At 68.5% G+C, this 19,977-nt stretch carries 19 protein-coding genes; 10 read left to right on the top strand and 9 right to left on the bottom strand.

What is annotated here, in order from left to right; translation table 11 throughout:
* The first annotated feature begins 59 nt into the window (after positions 1-59).
* The 3 genes from VXM69_RS18450 (at position 60) to VXM69_RS18440 (ending at position 2,746) form a co-directional block, all read left to right on the top strand.
* Positions 60-1,427: a flagellar hook-length control protein FliK gene (locus VXM69_RS18450; protein ID WP_367189987.1), complete on the top strand. Its 1,368-nt coding sequence runs from the start codon at positions 60-62 to the stop codon at positions 1,425-1,427.
* Positions 1,424-1,741, top strand: coding sequence for an EscU/YscU/HrcU family type III secretion system export apparatus switch protein (locus tag VXM69_RS18445; protein WP_367189986.1), 318 nt, complete (start codon positions 1,424-1,426; stop codon positions 1,739-1,741). The genes VXM69_RS18450 and VXM69_RS18445 overlap by 4 nt, the downstream gene beginning before the upstream one ends.
* Before the next feature lie 270 nt (positions 1,742-2,011).
* Positions 2,012-2,746, top strand: coding sequence for a PepSY-associated TM helix domain-containing protein (locus tag VXM69_RS18440; RefSeq protein WP_034190278.1), 735 nt, complete (start codon positions 2,012-2,014; stop codon positions 2,744-2,746).
* A 55-nt stretch (positions 2,747-2,801) separates the two neighbouring features.
* Here VXM69_RS18440 and VXM69_RS18435 read toward each other — a convergent pair whose 3' ends face one another.
* The 9 genes from VXM69_RS18435 to VXM69_RS18395 all read right to left on the bottom strand — a co-directional run bounded on the left by VXM69_RS18435 (position 2,802) and on the right by VXM69_RS18395 (position 11,556).
* Positions 2,802-3,827, bottom strand: a complete 1,026-nt coding sequence (locus tag VXM69_RS18435) for an XdhC family protein (protein WP_367189985.1) — start codon at positions 3,825-3,827, stop codon at positions 2,802-2,804.
* A 264-nt stretch (positions 3,828-4,091) separates the two neighbouring features.
* Positions 4,092-5,498, bottom strand: coding sequence for an amino acid permease (locus VXM69_RS18430; protein ID WP_059561522.1), 1,407 nt, complete (start codon positions 5,496-5,498; stop codon positions 4,092-4,094).
* A gap of 244 nt (positions 5,499-5,742) precedes the next feature.
* Entirely contained in the window at positions 5,743-6,399 is a 657-nt protein-coding gene (rqpR, locus tag VXM69_RS18425) for a response regulator transcription factor RqpR (protein ID WP_049036699.1), read from the bottom strand.
* A 7-nt stretch (positions 6,400-6,406) separates the two neighbouring features.
* Positions 6,407-7,222, bottom strand: a complete 816-nt coding sequence (gene rqpS, locus VXM69_RS18420) for a quorum system sensor histidine kinase RqpS (RefSeq protein ID WP_049036700.1) — start codon at positions 7,220-7,222, stop codon at positions 6,407-6,409.
* Positions 7,223-7,637: 415 nt separating this feature from the next.
* Positions 7,638-8,408: a ferredoxin--NADP reductase gene (locus tag VXM69_RS18415; RefSeq protein ID WP_034190283.1), complete on the bottom strand. Its 771-nt coding sequence runs from the start codon at positions 8,406-8,408 to the stop codon at positions 7,638-7,640.
* 227 nt (positions 8,409-8,635) lie between these two features.
* Positions 8,636-9,283 (bottom strand): LysE family transporter, encoded by a 648-nt coding sequence (locus tag VXM69_RS18410; RefSeq protein ID WP_069245721.1) that lies wholly within the window; start codon positions 9,281-9,283, stop codon positions 8,636-8,638.
* Positions 9,284-9,380: 97 nt separating this feature from the next.
* Positions 9,381-10,196, bottom strand: coding sequence for an endonuclease/exonuclease/phosphatase family protein (locus VXM69_RS18405; protein ID WP_034190285.1), 816 nt, complete (start codon positions 10,194-10,196; stop codon positions 9,381-9,383).
* 5 nt (positions 10,197-10,201) lie between these two features.
* The gene (locus tag VXM69_RS18400) at positions 10,202-10,690 is read right to left on the bottom strand and encodes a hypothetical protein (RefSeq protein ID WP_059561530.1); all 489 of its coding nucleotides are present in this window, start codon (positions 10,688-10,690) and stop codon (positions 10,202-10,204) included.
* A 146-nt stretch (positions 10,691-10,836) separates the two neighbouring features.
* Positions 10,837-11,556 carry a nitroreductase gene (locus VXM69_RS18395; RefSeq protein ID WP_034190342.1) on the bottom strand — a complete coding sequence of 240 codons (720 nt, stop codon included), beginning with the start codon at positions 11,554-11,556 and terminating at the stop codon, positions 10,837-10,839.
* A gap of 229 nt (positions 11,557-11,785) precedes the next feature.
* On the opposite strand from VXM69_RS18395, the gene VXM69_RS18390 reads away from it, so the two are divergent.
* The 7 genes from VXM69_RS18390 to VXM69_RS18360 all read left to right on the top strand — a co-directional run bounded on the left by VXM69_RS18390 (position 11,786) and on the right by VXM69_RS18360 (position 19,976).
* Entirely contained in the window at positions 11,786-12,766 is a 981-nt protein-coding gene (locus VXM69_RS18390) for an AAA family ATPase (RefSeq protein ID WP_034190287.1), read from the top strand.
* Positions 12,767-12,925: 159 nt separating this feature from the next.
* Positions 12,926-14,035 carry an NAD(P)/FAD-dependent oxidoreductase gene (locus tag VXM69_RS18385; protein WP_367189984.1) on the top strand — a complete coding sequence of 370 codons (1,110 nt, stop codon included), beginning with the start codon at positions 12,926-12,928 and terminating at the stop codon, positions 14,033-14,035.
* 137 nt (positions 14,036-14,172) lie between these two features.
* Positions 14,173-14,484, top strand: coding sequence for a high-potential iron-sulfur protein (locus tag VXM69_RS18380; RefSeq protein ID WP_021163765.1), 312 nt, complete (start codon positions 14,173-14,175; stop codon positions 14,482-14,484).
* A gap of 191 nt (positions 14,485-14,675) precedes the next feature.
* Positions 14,676-15,983: an MFS transporter gene (locus VXM69_RS18375; RefSeq protein WP_367189983.1), complete on the top strand. Its 1,308-nt coding sequence runs from the start codon at positions 14,676-14,678 to the stop codon at positions 15,981-15,983.
* Positions 15,984-16,304: 321 nt separating this feature from the next.
* Complete coding sequence (locus VXM69_RS18370; protein WP_034190290.1) at positions 16,305-17,933, top strand: ABC transporter substrate-binding protein; 1,629 nt, start codon at positions 16,305-16,307, stop codon at positions 17,931-17,933.
* Between the two features lie 110 nt (positions 17,934-18,043).
* The gene (locus VXM69_RS18365; RefSeq protein ID WP_034190291.1) at positions 18,044-19,054 is read left to right on the top strand and encodes an ABC transporter permease subunit; all 1,011 of its coding nucleotides are present in this window, start codon (positions 18,044-18,046) and stop codon (positions 19,052-19,054) included.
* Between the two features lie 4 nt (positions 19,055-19,058).
* Positions 19,059-19,976, top strand: coding sequence for an ABC transporter permease subunit (locus tag VXM69_RS18360; protein WP_034190292.1), 918 nt, complete (start codon positions 19,059-19,061; stop codon positions 19,974-19,976).
* The last annotated feature ends 1 nt before the right edge of the window (position 19,977 follow it).

The raw sequence follows: 19,977 nt of genomic DNA, 5'->3' as shown, positions 1-19,977 counted from the left end.
GCACCGGCGTGCCGTGCCCGGATTCGCAACGAAGTGGCTGAGGTGAGCAGGCTCCGATCATGACCGGTATCGACTCCGTTGCGGCCGCGCTGCTGGCAAGCCGCCTCGACAGCCTGCTGACCGACACCGTATCGGCATCCGCCGGCGGCGGCGCGACCGCGCAGGTCGGCACGCCGGGCAGCGGTGCGCCGTCGTCGCCGCCGGCCGGCAGCCCGCCGGCCGCGCCGCCGGCCTCCACGCAGACCGCGCTGTCCGACGTCGGGCGCGTGCTCGACGCGATTTCACGCGCGGGCGGCGATGCGACGCCCGCGATTGCCGGCCGCACGCTGCTGCTGGCCGATCCCACCGTGCTGCTGACCGATCCGGCCGTGCCGGCGCCCGTTGCCGCCGCCCCCGCGCCGGCTGCATCCGCGCCGGCTGCGCCGTCCCCGCCGGCCTCCGCGGCGGCATCGTCCGCCGCGGCCGCCCGTGAAGCGGCCGCGCCGCTGCCGGTCGCCGCGCTGCGCGCGGCGCTCGCGCAGGCCGTGAGCGAGAGCGGCCTCTTCTACGAATCCCATCTGGCGCAGTGGCTGGCCGGCCAGCGTCCGCTCGCGGCGCTGATGCGCGAGCCGCAGGCGCGCCTGACGGCCGCACTCGCGCCGGCCGATCCCGATGCGTTGCCGCCCGGCTCGACCGATGTGCTCGACGAGCTGCTGGCGCAGCGTCCGCCGCCGCCTGCGACCGCGCGGGCGGCCGCGCAGCCGGGTACGCCGGCGCAGGGCGGGGGCGCGGCCCGCGATCCCGCGCAGGCCCTGCCGACGGCCGCCCGGCAGGGCGCATCGTTGCCGCCCGATCCCGCCGATCCGCTGGGCACGCATGCCGACACGCGCTGGACACCGGCGCGGGCCGACCTGGCTGCCGCATCGTCCGATCCGCAGGCGCAGACGCTTGCGACCGTCCATCCGGCCACCGTGCCGATCGTCCGGCAGCAGCTCGATGCGCTCGCGACCGACCAGTTTCGCTGGACCGGCGAGGCCTGGCCGGGCGCGCGGCTCGACTGGACGATCGAGCCCGACGCGCCGGACAACCGCGGGCAGCGCGGCGGAGGGGACGATGCGGGCGACGGCATCGCCTGGCGCACGCGCCTCACGCTGACGCTGCCGTCGCTCGGCACGGTCGATGCGGAACTGGTGCTGAACGGCGCGCAGCTCGTCGCGCGGCTGCGCGCGAACCAGACGGGCGCCGAGCGTCTCACGCGAAACGAGGCCGCGCTGCGGCAGCGGCTCGAGGGGTCGGGGCTCAAGGTCGGCGGACTGTCGATCCGCGCGGTCGACGACGGGCCGGACGGCTTCGACCTGTTCGCGGCCCAGGCGGCCGCCGCCGCGTATGCGCGGGGAGCGGCCGGCGCCCCGCCGACGCAGGTGGCCGACGACGAGGCGCCGCGATGAGCATGACGTCCCGCAAGCGCGCGGCCGCGCTCGTCTACGACCCGAAAGGCGGCGACACGGCGCCGCGTGTGGTTGCGAAGGGTTATGGCCTGCTCGCCGAGATGATCGTCGCACGCGCGCGCGACGCGGGGCTGTACGTGCATACGGCGCCGGAGATGGTGTCGCTGCTGATGCAGGTCGATCTCGACGACCGGATTCCGCCGCAGCTCTACCAGGCCGTCGCCGATCTGCTGGCGTGGCTGTACGCGCTCGATCACACCGAGGCCGCGCCGGACGACACCGCGCCGCGCTTTCCGCTGCCGCCGCTGCGCTGACGCGCCTGGCGTCGCGCGACTTTCTTACGAAATGCTGTCTGGTCGTGTCGCGCCAGTCCGACGGCATTTGCCGCATATCGATCGGCATTTCCGTGCAACGCGCACTCATCAGCCGAATCTCTCCAGGCATGATGGGCCGCCGCCGGCGACCGTGACGGATTGAGCCGGCGATCGATTTATGTAATGATATCCATTCTCATTTTCATGTTGCCCGGCCGACGCGCACGCACTGCGCGCCGGCCGTTGTTTTGAACGAATGGAACCTTTCGCGTGAACGCGCCCGAAACGATCGACCCGCCCAAGACGGGCATGCCGCGCGCCGGCGTCACCGTGCTGCACCCGGCGGGCCGCCCGCTCAGCGACGACGAACTGGCCGCGCGCCGCCAGCGCTCGCGGCGCGCCACCTTCATCAAGTGGCTGCGCAAGGTGCACGGCTGGGTCGGGCTGTGGGGCGCGGTGCTCGGGCTGCTGTTCGGCGTGACGGGCGTGCTGCTCAATCACCGCGCGCCGCCGCTGAAGATCCCGACCGGCGAGCCGCAGGTCGAGGAGATGCAGATCGCGCTGCCGGATCCGGTGCCGAAGACGCCCGCCGCGATGACGAAGTGGCTGCAGCAGGAGCTGCATTTCGACGGCAAGCCGGGCCGCATGCGCAAGGAGCCCGCGCAGGCCGTCGCGTGGGGCGACAAACGCGTGATGCAGCCCGAGCACTGGCAGTTCGGCGTGTTCGGCCCGCACCAGAACCTGCAGGCCGAATACTGGGTCGGCAACGGCTACGTATCGGTGAAGCGTACCGGCAATACGTTCCTGACGACGCTGAACAACCTGCATCGCGGCGTCGGGATGAACCTCGGCTGGGTGCTGCTGATGGATACGATCGCGGGCTCGCTGATCCTGCTGTCGCTGACCGGCGTGCTGTTGTGGACCGAGCTGAACAAGCGCCGCACGGTCGGCGTCGTGCTGGTGGTCGGTTCGGTCGCCGCGGCGCTGGCCGCCGGCCTGGCCTGATCGGGGTTCGCGCCCGGCGGTCGCCGGCGCGATCGTCGTTGGCCGCCGCGGCGGCTCAGAGCCCGCAGGCCGCGCCGCTGTTCGCCGCGATCTCGCGGGCGGCTTTCGCGCCTTCGACCTGCAGGATCGTCGGCAGCGACACGTGATTCTTCGCGGCCGTGACCTCGGCGAGGATCGAGATCGCGATTTCCGGCGGCGTCCTGCTGCCGATGTAGATGCCGGCCGGCCCGTGCAGCCGGCCCAGTTCCGCTTCGTTCAGGTCGAATTCGCGCAGCCGTTCGCGCCGCGCCGCATTGTTGCGCCGCGAGCCGAGCGCGCCCACGTAGAACGCGGGCGTCTTCAGCGCTTCCATCAGCGCGAGATCGTCGAGCTTCGGGTCGTGCGTCAGCGCGATCACGGCCGAACGCGCATCGAGCTTCATCTCGAGCACCGTATCGTCGGGCATCGTGCGCACGACGCGCGTGCCCGGCACGTCCCACGCATCCGTGTATTCCTCGCGCGGATCGCACACCGTTACCTGGTAGTCGAGCCCGACCGCGATCTGGCACAGATAGCGCGACAACTGGCCGGCGCCGATCACGAGCATCCGGTAGCGCGGCCCGTGGATCGTCACGAGCCGCTCGCCGTCGAACGCGAGCCCGTCGGTGGCCTGGGCGGGCGACAGCGACGCGCGGCCGGACGCGAGCGTCATCGTGCGCGTGACGAGGCGGCCGGCCTCGACTTCCGCGCACAGCGCGGCAATCCCGCTGTCGCGCGTGAGCGGCTCGAGCACGAGCTGGATCGTGCCGCCGCACGGCAGCCCGAAGCGGTGCGCCTCCTCGGCCGTCACGCCGTACTTCAGCGCTTCCGGGCGCGCGTCGGCCGCGATGCCGCTCGCGTGCACGCGGGCGATCAGGTCGTCCTCGATGCAGCCGCCGGACACGGAGCCGACCACCAGGCCGTCCTCGCGCACCGCGAGCATCGCGCCTTCGGGGCGCGGCGACGAGCCCCACGTCTTCACGACCGTCACGAGCAGCACGCGGCGCCCTTCTTCGAGCCAGCGCGCGCTGGATTTCAGTACATCGAGATCGACACTTTCCATCGTGTTTTCCTGTTGCCGGACGGCCCTTTGCCCGGGACCGTCGTTCGATGGCGGGATTATGAACCGCGCGGCGCACGCGTGCAGGCGGCGTGGCGGCCCGTGCGGGCAAATCCGGAGAATCGGGCAAGAGATCGCGACGATCGGACAGCGATCGCGCGCGGGAACGGCGCCTGGCCGGTTCGGGGGAGGGCGCGCGCAGGGCCGGTGGCGGCCCCGCGGCTGTCGCGTTCGTCGTCGCGCGGCATGGGCGCGCGACGACGGCGCTCAGTGCGCGTCGTGGTGGCCGTGCGCGAGCTTCGAGTGGTGCCGCGAGTACAGGAAGTAGATCGCGAGACCGATCACGAGCCAGATGCCGAATGCGGCCCACGTGACGGGCTGCAGGTTCAGCATCAGGAACAGGCACGCCGCGACCGCGAGGATCGGCACCACGGGCACGCCCGGGCAGCGGAACGCGCGCGGCAGGTCGGGGTGCGTGCGGCGCAGCACGAGCACCGCGATCGACACCATCGAGAATGCCGCGAGCGTGCCGATGTTGATCAGTTCGGCGAGCACGTTGAGCGGCACGAGCGCGGCGATCAGCCCGAAGAACAGGCCGACGAGCCAGGTCGTCAGGAACGGCGTCGCGTAGCGCGGGTGCACGCGCGACAGCATCGCCGGCAGCAGCCCGTCGCGCGACATCGCGAAGATCACGCGCGTCTGGCCGTAGCTCATCACGAGAATCACGGTCAGCATGCCGAGCACCGCGCCGAGATCGATGAAGCCCGCGACCCACGTCTCGCCGGCAACCTGCAGCGCGTACGAGATCGGGTGCGAGATGTTCGCGTACCGGGCCGCCGGCACGATGCCGGTCGCGACCGCGGCGACCGTCACGTACAGCACCGCGCACACCGCGAGCGACGCGATGATGCCGATCGGCAGGTCGCGTTTCGGGTTCTTCACCTCCTCGGCCGCCGACGACACCGCGTCGAAGCCGATGAACGCGAAGAACATCACGGCCGCGGCGCCGAACACGCCGTTCCAGCCGTGCGGCATGAACGGCTTCCAGTTCGCGGGCGTCACGTGGAACAGGCCGACCGCGATCACGAGCAGCACGACCGACACCTTGATGAACACCATGATGTTGTTGATGCGGGTCGACTCGCGGATGCCGATCGACAGCAGCGTCGTGATCACGATCATCACGAGGAACGCGGGCAGGTTGAACCACGTGACGACGCCCGGCACGGCGCCGGGCGCGGCCGTCAGCACGGTCGGCAGCGACAGTCCGAACCCTTGCAGCAGCGACTGCAGGTAGCCCGACCAGCCGACCGACACGGCCGACGACGCGAGGCCGTACTCGAGCATCAGGTCCCAGCCGATGATCCACGCGACGAGCTCGCCGAGCGTCGCGTACGAATACGTGTAGATCGAGCCGGCGACGGGGATCGTCGACGCGAATTCCGCGTACGACAGCGCCGCGAGGCCGCACGCGATCGCGGCGATCACGAACGACAGCATCAGCGCGGGGCCGGCCTGCACGGCGCCGGTGCCGGTCAGCACGAAGATGCCGGTGCCGATGATCGCGCCGATGCCGAGGAAGGTGAGGTCGATCGCGCCGAGCGCTTTCTTGAGCCCGGCGGCGTGCGCGCCGGCGATCATGCGATCGACGTTTTTCTTGCGGAAGAGAGACATTGCGGATGAATCGCCGGCGCGCGCAGGGGCGGCGCGCTGACTGAGTGAAAACCCGTAATTTTAGCCGATTTGACGAACAAGACCCGCTGCGGCGCAGCGGCGTGTCGCGGAATCGTCCGGAAAAACAAGCGCTTGCGCGCGAAACGGGGGGCGGTTTGAAGGCGACGCGGCGCGTGCCGCGTCGTGGAATCGGACGAATCCGAGGTGGCGAGCCAATCGGGCCGGCCCAACGCCGGCGGGCCGGTCAGGCGCCGGTCGCGGGCGCCATGTCGACCAGCCGGTTGCTCATCACGTAGAACGTGAGTTCCGCGTTGTTCGACAGCCGCATCTTCTCGAGCAGCCGCGACCGGTACACGCTCACCGTCTTCACGGACAGCGACAGCGTGTTCGCGATGTCGGTGAGCCGCTTGCCCGACGCGAGCATGCAGAGCGTCTGGTATTCGCGGTCGGACAGCTTCTCGTGCGGCAGCGGCTCGTTCTCGAACGACACGTATTCGGCGAGCGCCTCGGCCATCGCGGGGCTCACGTACTTGCGGCCGGCCGCGACCTGCTGGATCGCGCCGATCATCTGCGCGGCGTTGACCGTCTTCGACAGGTAGCCGGCCGCGCCGGCCTTCAGCGCGCGTACCGCGTACTGGTCCTCGCGGTACATCGAGAACATCAGCACCGGCGTGCGCGGCAGCTTGCGCTTGAGGCGCTTGAGCACCTCGATGCCGTTGGTGTCCGGGAGCGAGATGTCGAGCAGGATCACGTCGAATTCCTGCTTGTCGACGGCCGCCATCGCGTCGCCGCCGGTCTCGGCCTCGGTGACGTCGCGCGCGATGCCGCGGTCGATCAGCAGCTGGCGAATCCCTTGCCGGACGATCGCGTGATCGTCCACGAGCAGGATGTTCAGGCTCATGACGACCTCACGAAAGCGACGCGCGGCGGGCCGCGACGGGCACCGCGAGCAGCGAATCCCACGCGAAACGGGCGGTGACGCGCGTGCCGCGGCCGGTTTCCGGCGTGGCCGTCTCGAAGCCGCCGCCGAAGGCCTCGCAGCGGGCGCGCATGCCGGCGAGGCCGTAGCCGGTGCGGCGGCTGCGCGCGAAACCGGTCCCATCGTCGGCGACAATCAGTGACAGATGCGTGCCGTCGGTGACGATCCGTACGTCGACCGACGTCGCGCGGGCGTGCTTCGCGACGTTCGACAGCGCTTCCTGCGCGACGCGGAATATCGCGAGTGCGCTGGCGCCGGCGATCTGCGTGAGGCGCGCGTCGGCCGCACACACGAAGCTCGTGCGCAGGCCGGTGCGCGCCGCGTGCGTGTCGATCCACGACGACAGCGCGCCGATCATGCCCGCGTCGAGCGCCGGCGTGTCGCGTTCGTCGATCAGCCGGCGATTCGCGTCGGTGGCGGCGTCGAGCGCCTGCTGCGCCAGCTCCAGCGCGCGCAGGCAGCCGTCCGGCGCATCGGCCGGCAGCCACGTTTGAACGTTTGCGAGGGCGAAACGGGCAGCGGTCAATTCGGCGCCGAGCCCGTCGTGCAGCTCGCCGGCCAGATGGCGGCGGGCGGCTTCGTCGGCGGCGAGCAATTGGGCGGACAGGGCCGCGATCCGTGCGGCGGAGGCGTCGCGTCCGGACGCGGTGTCGGGAACGGGCGGAGTCGCGGCGCGGTTGGGCACGCGCTGCTGCGACGGGAACGGGGCGTGGGCGCCCGCGGGCGCGTTAAGCGACGTATCCATGACTCTCCCTGCTGTCAGAAAGCGGTTCAGACACCGGCTGGCTGCGTGAATCGGCTGCCGTTTCGATGACGGTCGCCGCCAGAGAATCGCTCCATGCCGAGGTAACAAAAGTTACACCTTGTAACACTTGCATCCGACCCTTCCACTCTCATTCGAACGACAACCACGCGCGCCGAATAATATCTCAAAATTTCCGAAAAGGTCATGTCGGGCGGACATTTAAGGGTAAATGTGAATAATCGGAATGAACCTGTTGTAGGAAAAACACTGACACCCGACGACCCGGCGATGACGTATCCAAATGTAACTATTTGAGATGAGATGGTCCCAGTTTGTTACGAATTCGCCAAGTGCGGACGAAAAAAAACCGGAGCTTTTGCTCCGGTTCTTGACGATGCGCAAATCTGGGGACCGATCAGTCCACGAACGCGCGCTCGATCACGTAGTGGCCCGGTGCGCTGTTCTTGCCTTCGACGAGGCCGGCCTGCTTCAGCAGGTCGGTCGTGTCCTTCAGCATCGCGGTGCTGCCGCACAGCATCACGCGGTCGTTTTCCGGCGAGAACGGCGGGACGTCGAGATCCGTGAACAGCTTGCCCGTCGCGATCAGGTCGGTGATCCGGCCCTCGTTGTCGAACGCTTCGCGCGTGACCGTCGGGTAGTAGACGAGCTTTTCCTTGATGATGTCGCCGAGGTACTCGTGGCCCGGCAGGTCGTGCTTGATGTAGTCCATGTACGCGAGCTCGCCCTTCAGGCGGCACGTGTGCGTCAGGATCACCTTGTCGAAGCGCTCGTAGATCTCCGGATCGCGGATGATCGACATGAACGGCGCGAGGCCCGTGCCCGTCGACAGCATCCACAGCGTCTTGCCCGGCAGCAGGTTGTCGGCGACCAGCGTGCCCGTCGGCTTCTTGCCGATCAGCACGGTGTCGCCCACCTTCAGGTGCTGCAGGCGCGACGTCAGCGGGCCGTTCTGCACCTTGATGCTGAAGAATTCGAGATGCTCTTCGTAGTTCGGGCTGACGATCGAGTAGGCGCGCGCGAGCGGCTTGCCGTCGACCTCGAGGCCGACCATCGTGAATTCGCCGTTGTTGAAGCGCAGGCTCGCCTCACGGGTGCAGGTGAAGCTGAACAGCGTGTCGGTCCAGTGATGGACGGATTGGACGGTGGCGGTGTCGTATTTGCTCATGGCTTTGAAAACGGACGCGCGTGGCGAACGCGTGTAACGGGCCCAAAAACGGGCAAAAAAACCGAGTGCGACGGCCCGATCCTGGATCGGCCGGCCGGCGCGTCGGACACGCGCCTTCTCGATGACAGACGTTTGAGGAACTCGTTATTTTACCCTGTTGACGCCGATCGCGGGCTTGACCCCCGCGGCTGCGCGGATTTGGCGCAACAAATGCTTGCAACGAGCTTTCAGCGATCGGCCGCGAGTTTCGCGCCGAGGCCGACGAGCGCGACGCCGCACAGCGCGTCGAGCGGGCGCCGCACGCGCCGGTAGCCGCGCTGCGCGCGCGGGCTCGCGAACAGGTACGCGACGCACGAATACCAGCCGGCCGACAGCACGCCGATCGTCACCAGCACCGCGCCGTCGAACCACAGCGGCACGTGCGCGGGCAGCATCGCCGCGAACACGCTGGTCCAGAACGCGCACGACTTCGGGTTCGTCAGGCACGTGAACAGGCCGCTGCGGTACGCGCGCAGGTAGTCGCGCGCCTGCGGCGCGGCCAGCGGCGCGGCGGCGTCCGGCGCGTCGACCGGCGCCGCGTCGCGGCGCACGCCCGCGCGCAGCAGTTTCAAGCCGAAATACACGAGATACACGGCGCCGCCGATCCGGATCGCCTCGTACAGCCATTCGACCTGGTGCAGCACGGCCGCGAGACCGAGCATCGCGAGCGTCGCCCACGCGACCGACGCGGTGCCGACGCCGAGCGCCGACGCGGCGCCCAGGCTGCGCCGGCCGGCGAGAGACAGTTGCGAAATCATGAAGAAATTCGGGCCGGGCGTGATCGCCGCGACGAGGTAGACGACGGCGATCTGCAGCAGGATCGGCAGGTAGGTCATGGCGGCGCGGCCCGGCGGCGGGGCGAGGGCGGAATGGGCAAGCCGTTACTGTAGCGCGCGCGGCGCGGCCGCGCTTCGGCGGCGCGCGAGCGGGCCGCTATTGCGGATCGAGCCGCAGGCGCGCGATGTACGGCAGGTGGTCGGACAGCCACGCGGCCTCGCCGGACGGCGCGCGCCATTCGAGCGGCGTCAGGCCGCGCACGAACATCTTGTCGAGCGCGAGCGCCGGCGAGAACGCGGGGAACGTGCGGCCCGATTCGCCGAGCAGCGTCGCGACCTCGGACATCCCGATCTCGCCGAACAGCGCGACCGAGTCGTTGCGCCAGTCGTTGAAGTCGCCGGCGAGCATCAGCGGGCCGTCGCCCGCGTTGCGCACGATCCAGTGCGCGATCCAGTGCATCTGGCGCAGCCGCGCGGCGCGCGTGAGCGCGAGGTGCGCGCACAGCAGCGTGACCGGGCGCGCGCCCGCGAGCGTCGCGCGCGCGACGAGCAGCCCGCGCCGCTCGAAGCGGTGCGCGGAGATGTCCCAGCGGCCGCCGAGGTCGAGCGGGTGCGGCGACAGGATCGCGTTGCCGTGCCGCCACGACGGCTTGAAGACGTTCGGCCCGAGCGCGATCTGCCAGTCGAGCGCATGCGCGATCTCGGTGGCCTGGCAATGCCACACGTCGTCGACCGCGTCGTCCATCTGCGCACCGAAGCCGGGCGCGAGCACGGGGCGCGGCATGCGGCGCGCCATCGCTTCCTGCAGGAAATACACGTCGGCGTGCGTCGACTGCATCCAGTTGCGCATCGCGTTCCACGCGGTGAAGCCGAGCGGCGAGCGGCCCTTGTGCAGGTTCCAGCTGACCGCGGTGATTTCGTCGGGCGCGGCGTGCGGTTCGGCGAACGGCAGGGACAGGGCGTCGGCGGACATGACGCTCAGTCCTTCGCGACGTGCGCACGCACGCGGTACACGAGGTGCGGATGCTGCTCGACGAGCGTCCAGTCGGTCCACGCATCGCCGCCGACCGACAGGCCGGGATGGCTCGCGACGATCTGCCGCGGCGACGCCGGTATGCACGGATCGCTGCGCGTCGCGTTTTCGTCGTCGAGCGTTTCCTGCACGTCGAGCGCGAGCGACACCGTGTTCGCACCGGCATCGACGGCGAGCGGCGCGACGGTGACCGAACGCGTGCGCTCGGCCGGCACGACGCGCGCGGCATTGCCGCAGCCGACCGGCACGGCGGACGGATAACGATGGGTATCCGTGCGGCTCTGACCGACGGTGGTGCGCTGCTGGAACGTGTCGATCGTCTGACCGTCGCGCACCACCTGGATCTCCCACGCGACGGAGGCCGGCGCGGGGCTTTGCGCATGGGCGGCGAGCGCGACGCTCGCAAGCAGGACGGCCAGGCCGTGTTTCAGCATGAAACGTCTCCGGAAACGCGCGATAACGGGGAACGGACGCACATCTTACGCCCGATCGATTTCGATCGTGATGTGACAGGACAGGCGGCGACAGGTTCGCCGCACGATGCGGTCCTGCCGGAAAGGTAGGGCCGCCGCACGCGTTTTCAAGCGAAGAAGCGCGCGAACTCGGCGACGGGCGCGCGCTCGGTGACGAGGCGGTTCTCGATCGCGTCGGGGTCCGCGTGGCCGAGCGACATCCCGCAGACGAACTGTTCGTTGGCGGGAATGCCGAGGTGCTCGGCGATGATCCGGTGAAACGGCACGAACGCGGCCTGCGGGCAGGTGTCGAGCCCGCGTGCGCGCGCGGCCGTCATCACGCCCTGCAGGAACATCCCGCAATCGAGCCACGCGCCGTGCGTCATCACGCGGTCGAGCGTGAAGAACAGTGCGACCGGCGCATCGAAGAAACGGAAGTTGCGCGCATGCTGCGCATGCATGCGCGCCTTCTCGTCGCGGCCGATGTTCAACAGGCCGTACAGGTCCCAGCCGACCTTGCGGCGCCGGTCGACATACGGCGACACCCATTCGCGCGGGTAGTAGTCGTATTCGGCGACGTATTTCTCGTCGCGCGCGGGATCGTCGTGCGCCGCGGTCAGCGCGGCGGCGAGCGCATCGCGCGTGGCGCCCGTCGCGACGTACACGCGCCACGGCTGGATGTTGGTGCCCGACGGCGCGCGGCTCGCGGCTTCGAGGATCGCCTCGAGCGTGTCGCGCGGCACGGGCGTCGGCAGGAAGGCGCGGATCGCGCGGCGCGACGTGAGCGCCGCGTCGACGGCGTCGATCGCATCGGCATGAACGCGCGGGGAAGCAGTGGGGACGGACATCGGCATACCTTCGGGCCATCGGGCGACGCGCCGCGCGGGCGCCGTCGGCAACGCCGGCGCGGCGGGTGGGTGAACCGACGATCATACGCCGCGGCGCGCGGCCGTGCAGCGCGCGCGCGGTGTTAGCAGCAGACTCGCCCGGCTGCTTGCTTGCGCGGTGATGCGGGATCGCTACACTGAAATCGTAAGGGTCTGATGATCATGTGATGGCAAGTGCAGCGAGGTTGGTATGACGACGGCGATGGTGAAACATGAACTGGCGGTGGCCTCCTTCAGCACGGTGTACGACCTCGAGCAGGTCGAGACGGCGCTGAGCGACCTGAACGAGAGCGCGAGCGACGCACTGCGCGCCACTTACGAGCGGATGCTCAAGACGGGGAATCTGCGCTTCTGCGTGAAGCCGAACCGGATGCCGTCGTTCGATGAGCTCGGCGAAGCATTGCCGAATTTCGGCGAGCCGCTCGACGACGTGCGCAAGCAGGTCGCGCTGTGCCTCGAAACGGACGACCGGCTCGAACTGATGCCGATCCTGCTGCTCGGGCCGCCCGGGATCGGCAAGACGCATTTCGCGAAGGCGCTCGCGCACCTGCTCGGCACCGCGTACCACTACGTGCCGATGAGTTCGCTGACGGCCGGCTGGATCCTGTCGGGCGCGTCGTCGCAATGGAAGAACGCGAAGCCCGGCAAGGTGTTCGAGGCGCTCGTGAACGGCAGCTACGCGAACCCGGTGATCGCGGTCGACGAGATCGACAAGGCCGGCAGCGATGCGCAATACGATCCGCTCGGCGCGCTGTACGCGTTGCTCGAACACGACACGGCGCGCGCGTTCGTGGACGAATTCGCGGAAGTGCCGATCAATGCGGGCAACGTGATCTGGATCGCGACCGCGAACGACGCGCAGGCGATTCCGGAGCCGCTGCTCAACCGGATGAACGTGTACGAGATCGCGCCGCCCGATGCGGCCGGCGCGCGCCGGATCGCGCAGACGATCTACGACGAGATCCGCACGTCGCATGCGTGGGGGCAGCGCTTCCCCGACACGCTCGGCGACGACGCGCTCGACGTGCTGGCCGCGACGCCGCCGCGCACGATGCGCCGCGCGCTGCTGCACGCATTCGGCGCCGCACGGCTCGACGGCCGCGATGCGATCGGGCCGCACGACATCCGCGCGGACGAAGGCGCCCAGAAGCGCCGGCCGATCGGCTTCTGACACGCTGGCGCGTGCACGGCCGCGGGGTGGGCGCGCTGCACGCGCCGCCGCGCCGCCGGCGGCCCCGTCGCGACGCGATGCAACCGGGTTCGGCAAGCGAATGAACCGGGACGTACAATTCTCTTCTCCCCCTTCGACGCGTTAGCGGCGCGAAATGTCATGGAGCAGATGGATTGTGTCGTGATCGGCGCGGGCGTCGTCGGTCTGGCGATCGCGCGGGAACTGGCCGCGCGCGGGCGTGAAACGATCGTACTCGAGGCGGCCGACGCGATCGGCACGGGCACGAGTTCGCGCAACAGCGAAGTGATCCACGCGGGGCTCTATTACGCGCGCGGGTCGCTGAAGGCGACGTCGTGCGTGCATGGCCGCGACATGCTGTACGAATTCTGCGAAACGCATCACGTGCCGCACCGGCGTGCGGGCAAGCTGCTCGTCGCGACGAGCGCCGCGCAGGTGAAGCAGTTGAAGGCGATCGCCGCGCGCGCGGTCGAAAACGGCGTGCTCGACCTGCTGCCGCTCACGCGTGCCGAGGCGCAGACGCTCGAGCCCGCGCTCGAATGCGTGGAGGCGCTGTTCTCGCCGTCGACGGGCATCGTCGACAGCCACCAGCTGATGCTCGGGCTGCTCGGCGACGCGCAGCGCGACGGCGCGATGTGCGCGTTGAAATCCCCGGTCGAATCGATCGACGTGCTGCGCGGCGGGCGCTTCGTCGTGCGCACGGGCGGCGACGCGCCGACCGAGATCGAGGCCGCATGCGTGATCAACAGCGCGGGGCTCGGCGCGCAGGCGCTCGCGCGCCGCACGCACGGGCTCGACCCGCGCTGGGTGCCGCCGCTCTATCTCGCGCGCGGCAATTACTTCAGCCTGTCGGGCCGCGCGCCGTTCTCGCACCTGATCTACCCGATGCCCGATCGCGCGGGGCTCGGCGTGCACCTGACGCTCGATCTCGGCGGGCAGGCGCGCTTCGGCCCGGACGTCGAGTGGTGTGATTCGCTGCGCTACGAAGTCGATCCGGCGCGCGCGGGCGCGTTCTACGCGTCGATCCGCGCGTTCTGGCCGGGCCTGCCCGACGGCGCGCTGCAGCCGGCGTACGCGGGCATCCGGCCGAAGCTCGCGGGGCCCGGCGAGCCGCCGGCCGATTTCATCGTGCAGGGCGCCGCGCAGCATGGCGTGCGCGGGCTCGTGAACCTGTTCGGCATCGAGTCGCCGGGGCTCACCGCGTCGCTCGCGCTCGCGCAGCGTGTGGGAGAGATGACCGCCCGCCGTTGACGCGGCGCGCGTGACGGCAGTGCGAAATCCCTTATCTCCGGAATTTCGGCGCGCACATTTATTCGCTTGAGCGTTATTCTGTCGAACGGCTGTCGCCAGAACAGCTTTCAAATCGATAACGTTGGAGCGAGTCCCCCATGAAAACATCCCGTCGGAGTTTCCTGATTACGAGCATTGGTGCCGTGTCCGCGCTGGCGCTGTCGCGCGAAGCGCTGGCCGATGCGCCGATGCTGTCGGAGACGGATCCGACCGCCGTGGCGCTCGGCTACAAGGCCGATGCCACCAAGGTCGACAAGACGAAGTACCCGAAATACGCCGCGGGCCAGGATTGCGCGGCCTGCATGCTGTACCAGGGCAAGAAGGGCTCGGCTTCGGGCCCGTGCGGCGCCTTCCCCGGCAAGCAGGTGTCGGCGAAGGGCTGGTGCAGCGCCTTCTCGAAGATGGGTTGAGGCCGGTGCGGCATCGTGCGATGCCGCATTGTGGCGAAAACCGCACAACGCCCGCCGTCGAACGATGGCGGGCGTTTTTTATTGCTTGAAAACGGTTCCGTCGCTTTCTACACTCGCTGCAAACCTGCGCGCCGCGGCCCACCCGCGCGACGCGCCGCCCGATACGGTGAATTCACGAGGACGACACACGCATGGCGACGATTGCGAATTCAACCAAAACGGTGCGGCCCGAGCGTGCGCTGAACCGCCGCGCGGTGGCCGCCGCCGTGATCGGCAACGCGCTCGAGTGGTACGACTTCACGGTGTTCGGCTTCATGACCGTCGTGATCGCCGAGCTGTTCTTCCCGACCTCCAGCGAATACTCGTCGCTGCTCCTCACCACCGCGACGTTCGGCGTCGCGTTCTTCATGCGCCCGATCGGCGGCATCGTGTTCGGGCTGTACGCGGATCGCGCGGGCCGCAAGGCCGCGCTGTCGCTCGTGATCCTGCTGATGACCGCCGGCATCTTCCTGCTCGCGATCGCGCCGCCCTATGCGGCGATCGGCATCGGCGGCCCGATCCTGATCGTGCTCGGCCGGCTGCTGCAGGGCTTTTCCGCGGGCGGCGAATTCGGCAGCGCGACGGCGCTGCTGATCGAAGCCGCGCCGTTCTCGAAACGCGGCTTCTACGGCAGCTGGCAGATGGCGAGCCAGGCGGCCGCGCTGCTGATCGGCGCGCTCGTCGGCGCGGCCGTCACGCGCGGGCTGTCGCACGACGCGCTGCGCAGCTGGGGCTGGCGCGTGCCGTTCGTCCTCGGGCTCCTGATCGGCCCGATCGGCTTCTACATCCGCCGCCATCTCGCCGATTCCGAGGCGTTCCTGCATGCGCAGCAGAGCGCGCGCCGCGCGACGCTCGGCGAAGTGTTCACGCGCCACCCGCGCGAGGTGCTGTGCGGGCTCGGCTCGGTGATCGCGCTGACGGTGACGATCTACGTGCTGATCAGCTATCTGCCGACCTTCGCGGTGAAACAGCTGAAGCTGCCGTACGCGGAATCGTTCTACGCGGTGATCGTCGGCAACCTGCTGCTGATGGTGTTGTCGCCGGTCGCGGGCGCATGGTCCGACCGCATCGGCCGCAAGGGGCTGTCGCTGTGGTCGCTGGTGCTGACGCTCGCGCTGATGTATCCGCTGTTCGCGTGGCTCGACGCGGCGCCGAGCATCGGGCGGCTGATCGCGGTGCAGGCCGTGCTGTCGGTGACGCTCGCGGGCTACTACGGGCCGTTCGGCGCGATGATCGCCGAGCTGTTCCCGGCCAACGTGCGCTCGACCGGGCTGTCGATCGCATACAACGTCGCGGTGATGCTGTTCGGCGGCTTCGGGCAGTTCATCGTCACGTGGCTGATCAAGGTCACGGGCACGCCGCTCGCGCCGACCTACTACGTGATGGCCGGCATCGCGCTGTCGATCGTCGCGGTCGCGTTCGTGCCCGCGCGCAGCGCCGACCTCGATGCGCCGGTGTGACCGACGGATCGAAGACGGTCATCGGATCGTTTCGCAAAACGCAATGATGGACGGGTGGCAAAACGATGAAAACAGCCGCCGCCCCCCATGCGTTCGCGCCCGAATTGTTTAGTTGTCGAACGAAACTTGCGCCGGATGAACGGAACTGCCGTTCGCGCGCGTTCTCGCATTTCCCGCGGGGGCGAAACATCGGCAAAAACCCGCGCAAGGGCGTCGAGAAGAGTTTTTTCTCCAGCTTGTTGCAGCGTCGCTAGCTCAAGTAATATCCGCGTACGCCGGACCCTGGCGGGAACGGTTCCGATCTGGAGACCTGGAGGAAACATGGAATACAACCGTCTGTTGCACACCCTGCGTGTTACAGCCATTGCAGGCGTGGCAGCGGCATCGCTCGGCGTCGCGGGCTCTGCATTCGCACAGATCCCGAACAAAACGCTCGTCTACTGCTCAGAAGGCAGCCCGGCGGGTTTCGATTCCGCGCAATTCACGACCGGCGTCGATTTCACCGCCGCCACGTTCACCGTCTACAACCGTCTCGTCGAATTCGAGCGCGGCGGCACGAAGGTCGAGCCGGGCCTTGCCGAGAAGTGGGACGTGTCGTCCGACGGCAAGGTGTATACGTTCCATCTGCGCCACGGCGTGAAGTTCCACACGACCGACTTCTTCAAGCCGACGCGCGAATTCAACGCGGACGACGTGCTGTTCACGTTCGAGCGCATGCTCGATCCGAACCAGGCGTTCCGCAAGGCGTACCCGGTGTCGTTCCCGTACTTCACCGACATGGGCCTCGACAAGCTGATCACGAAGGTCGAGAAGGTCGATCCGTACACCGTGAAGTTCACGCTGGCCGAGCCGAATGCGCCGTTCATCCAGAACATGGCGATGGAATTCGCGTCGATCCTGTCGGCCGAATACGGCGACCAGCTGATGAAGGCCGGCAAGGCCGCCGACATCAACCAGAAGCCGATCGGCACGGGCCCGTTCATCTTCCGCAGCTACACGAAGGACGCGACGATCCGTTTCGACGGCAATCCTGATTACTGGAAGAAGGGCGAAGTGAAGCTGTCGAAGCTGATCTTCTCGATCACGCCGGATCCGGGCGTGCGCGTGCAGAAGATCAAGCGCAACGAATGCCAGGTGATGAGCTATCCGCGTCCGGCCGACATCGCGACGCTGAAGGCCGACGCGAACGTCGACATGCCGTCGCAGGCGGGCTTCAACCTCGGCTACCTCGCGTACAACGTCGAGCACAAGCCGGTCGACAAGCTCGAAGTGCGTCAGGCGCTCGACATGGCGATCAACAAGAAGGCGATCCTCGAGTCCGTCTACCAGGGCGCCGGCCAGGCCGCGACCGCGCCGATGCCGCCGACCCAATGGTCGTACGACAAGAACCTGAAGATGGCCGCCTACGACACCGCGAAGGCGAAGGCGCTGCTCGCGAAGGCAGGTTTCCCGAACGGTTTCGAGATCACGCTGTGGGCGATGCCCGTGCAGCGCGCGTACAACCCGAACGCCCGCCTGATGGCCGAGATGATCCAGGCCGACTGGGCGAAGATCGGCGTGAAGGCGAAGATCGTCACGTACGAGTGGGGCGAGTACATCAAGCGCGCGCACACGGGCGAGCAGGATACGATGCTGATCGGCTGGACGGGCGACAACGGCGATCCGGACAACTGGCTCGGCACGCTGCTCGGCTGCGAGGCGATCAAGGGCAACAACTTCTCGCACTGGTGCTACAAGCCGTTCGACGAGCTGGTCCAGAAGGGCCGCACGACGACGGGTCAGGACGCCCGGACGAAGCTCTACACGCAGGCCCAGCAGATCTTCGCGCAACAGCTGCCGTTCTCGCCGATCGCGAACTCGACGGTCTACCAGCCGGTGCGCAAGAACGTGGTCGACATGCGTATCGAACCGCTCGGCTATGCCCGCTTCGACGGTGTTAGCGTGAAGTAACGCGCCTGTCGTAAGCTGTCGCGAAGACCGGCTAACTCATCCGGCGGCGGGAGGCCAAAAGCTTCCCGTCGCCGGTCGCACATTTCCCACAAGAAAATACGAGACGCATCATGTTCAGATTCGTGTTGCGCCGCGTGGGCATGGTGATCCCGACCTTCATCGGCATCACCATCCTGGCGTTTGCGCTGATTCACCTGATACCGGGCGACCCCATCGAAGTGATGATGGGCGAGCGTGGCGTCGATCCCGCGATGCATGCGGAGGCGATGAAACGCCTCGGGCTCGACCAGCCGCTGCCCATGCAGTACATCCACTACATCGGCCGGGCGCTGCATGGCGACCTCGGCACGTCGATCATCACCAACACGAGCGTCGCGGGCGAATTCTTCGCGCGCTTCCCGGCGACCGTCGAGCTGTCGCTGTGCGCGCTCGTGTTCGCGCTCGCGGTCGGGCTGCCGGCCGGCGTGATCGCCGCGCTGCGGCGCGGCTCGGTGATCGACCACGGCGTGATGGGGACCGCGCTCACCGGTTACTCGATGCCGATCTTCTGGTGGGGGCTGATCCTCATCATGGTCTTTTCGTCGTACCTCGGCTGGACGCCCGTGTCGGGGCGCATCGCCGTCGAATACGATTTCCCGCATCCGACGGGCTTCATGCTGATCGACGCGCTGCTCGCGCCGGACGAAGGCTCGTTCAAGTCGGCGGTCAGCCACCTGATCCTGCCCGCGATCGTGCTCGGCACGATCCCGCTCGCGGTGATCGCGCGGATGACGCGCTCGTCGATGCTCGAAGTGCTGCGCGAGGATTACATCCGCACCGCACGCGCGAAGGGGCTGTCGCCCGTGCGCGTGGTCGTCGTGCATGCGCTGCGCAACGCGCTGATCCCGGTCGTCACCGTGATCGGCCTGCAGATCGGCACGCTGCTCGCGGGCGCGGTGCTGACCGAGACGCTCTTTTCGTGGCCCGGTGTCGGCAAGTGGCTGATCGATGCGATCGGCCGCCGCGATTATCCGGTCGTCCAGGGCGGCATCCTGTTGATCGCGACGCTCGTGATCGTCGTGAACCTGGTCGTCGACCTGCTGTACGGCGTGCTGAATCCGCGCATCCGCCACACGAGGTAATTCCATGAGCAATCTGCAAAATACCCTGCCGACCGAATCCGCGCCGGCCGGCGGCCGTGCGCTCGCGCTGCGCGAGTTCTGGGCCAACTTCTCGCGCAACCGCGGCGCCGTCGGCGCCGGCATCGTCGTGATCGTGCTGATCCTCGTCGCGCTGCTCGCGCCGCTGATCGCGCCGCACAGCCCGGTCGAACAATACCGCGACTACGTGAAGATCCCGCCCGCGTGGCTCGCCGGCGGCAATTGGCAATTCATCCTCGGCACCGACGAAGCGGGCCGCGACATCCTTTCGCGGCTGATGTTCGGCGCGCGGATGTCGTTCTGGATCGGCTTCGTGTCGGTCGTGCTCGCACTGATCCCGGGCATCGTGCTCGGGCTCGTCGCCGCGTTCTTCCAGAAGTGGGCCGACACGCCCGTGATGCGCATCATGGACGTGCTGCTCGCGCTGCCGTCGCTGCTGCTCGCGGTCGCGGTCGTCGCGATCATCGGCCCGGGCCTCACCAACACGATGTTCGCGATCGCGATCGTCGCGCTGCCGGCCTACGTGCGCCTCACGCGCGCATCGGCGCTCGGCGAGCTGCAGAAGGAATACGTGACGGCGTCGCGCGTGGCCGGTGCCGGCACGCTGCGCCTGATGTTCTCGCAGGTGCTGCCCAACTGCACGGCGCCGCTGATCGTGCAGGCGACGCTCGGCTTCTCGTCGGCGATCCTCGACGCGGCCGCGCTCGGCTTCCTCGGCCTCGGCGTGCAGCCGCCGACCGCCGAGTGGGGCGCGATGCTGGCCTCCGCGCGCGACTACATCGACAACGCGTGGTGGATCGTGACGATGCCGGGCCTGTCGATCCTGATTTCGGTGCTCGCGATCAACCTGCTCGGCGACGGGCTGCGCGACGCGCTCGACCCCAAACTGAAACGGATGGCATGAC

The organism is Burkholderia sp. Ed8 (genome assembly GCF_040761425.1).
In the GTDB taxonomy this organism is placed as follows: Bacteria; Pseudomonadota; Gammaproteobacteria; order Burkholderiales; family Burkholderiaceae; genus Burkholderia; species Burkholderia seminalis.
This window is presented reverse-complemented; position numbering and strand designations above follow the sequence as displayed.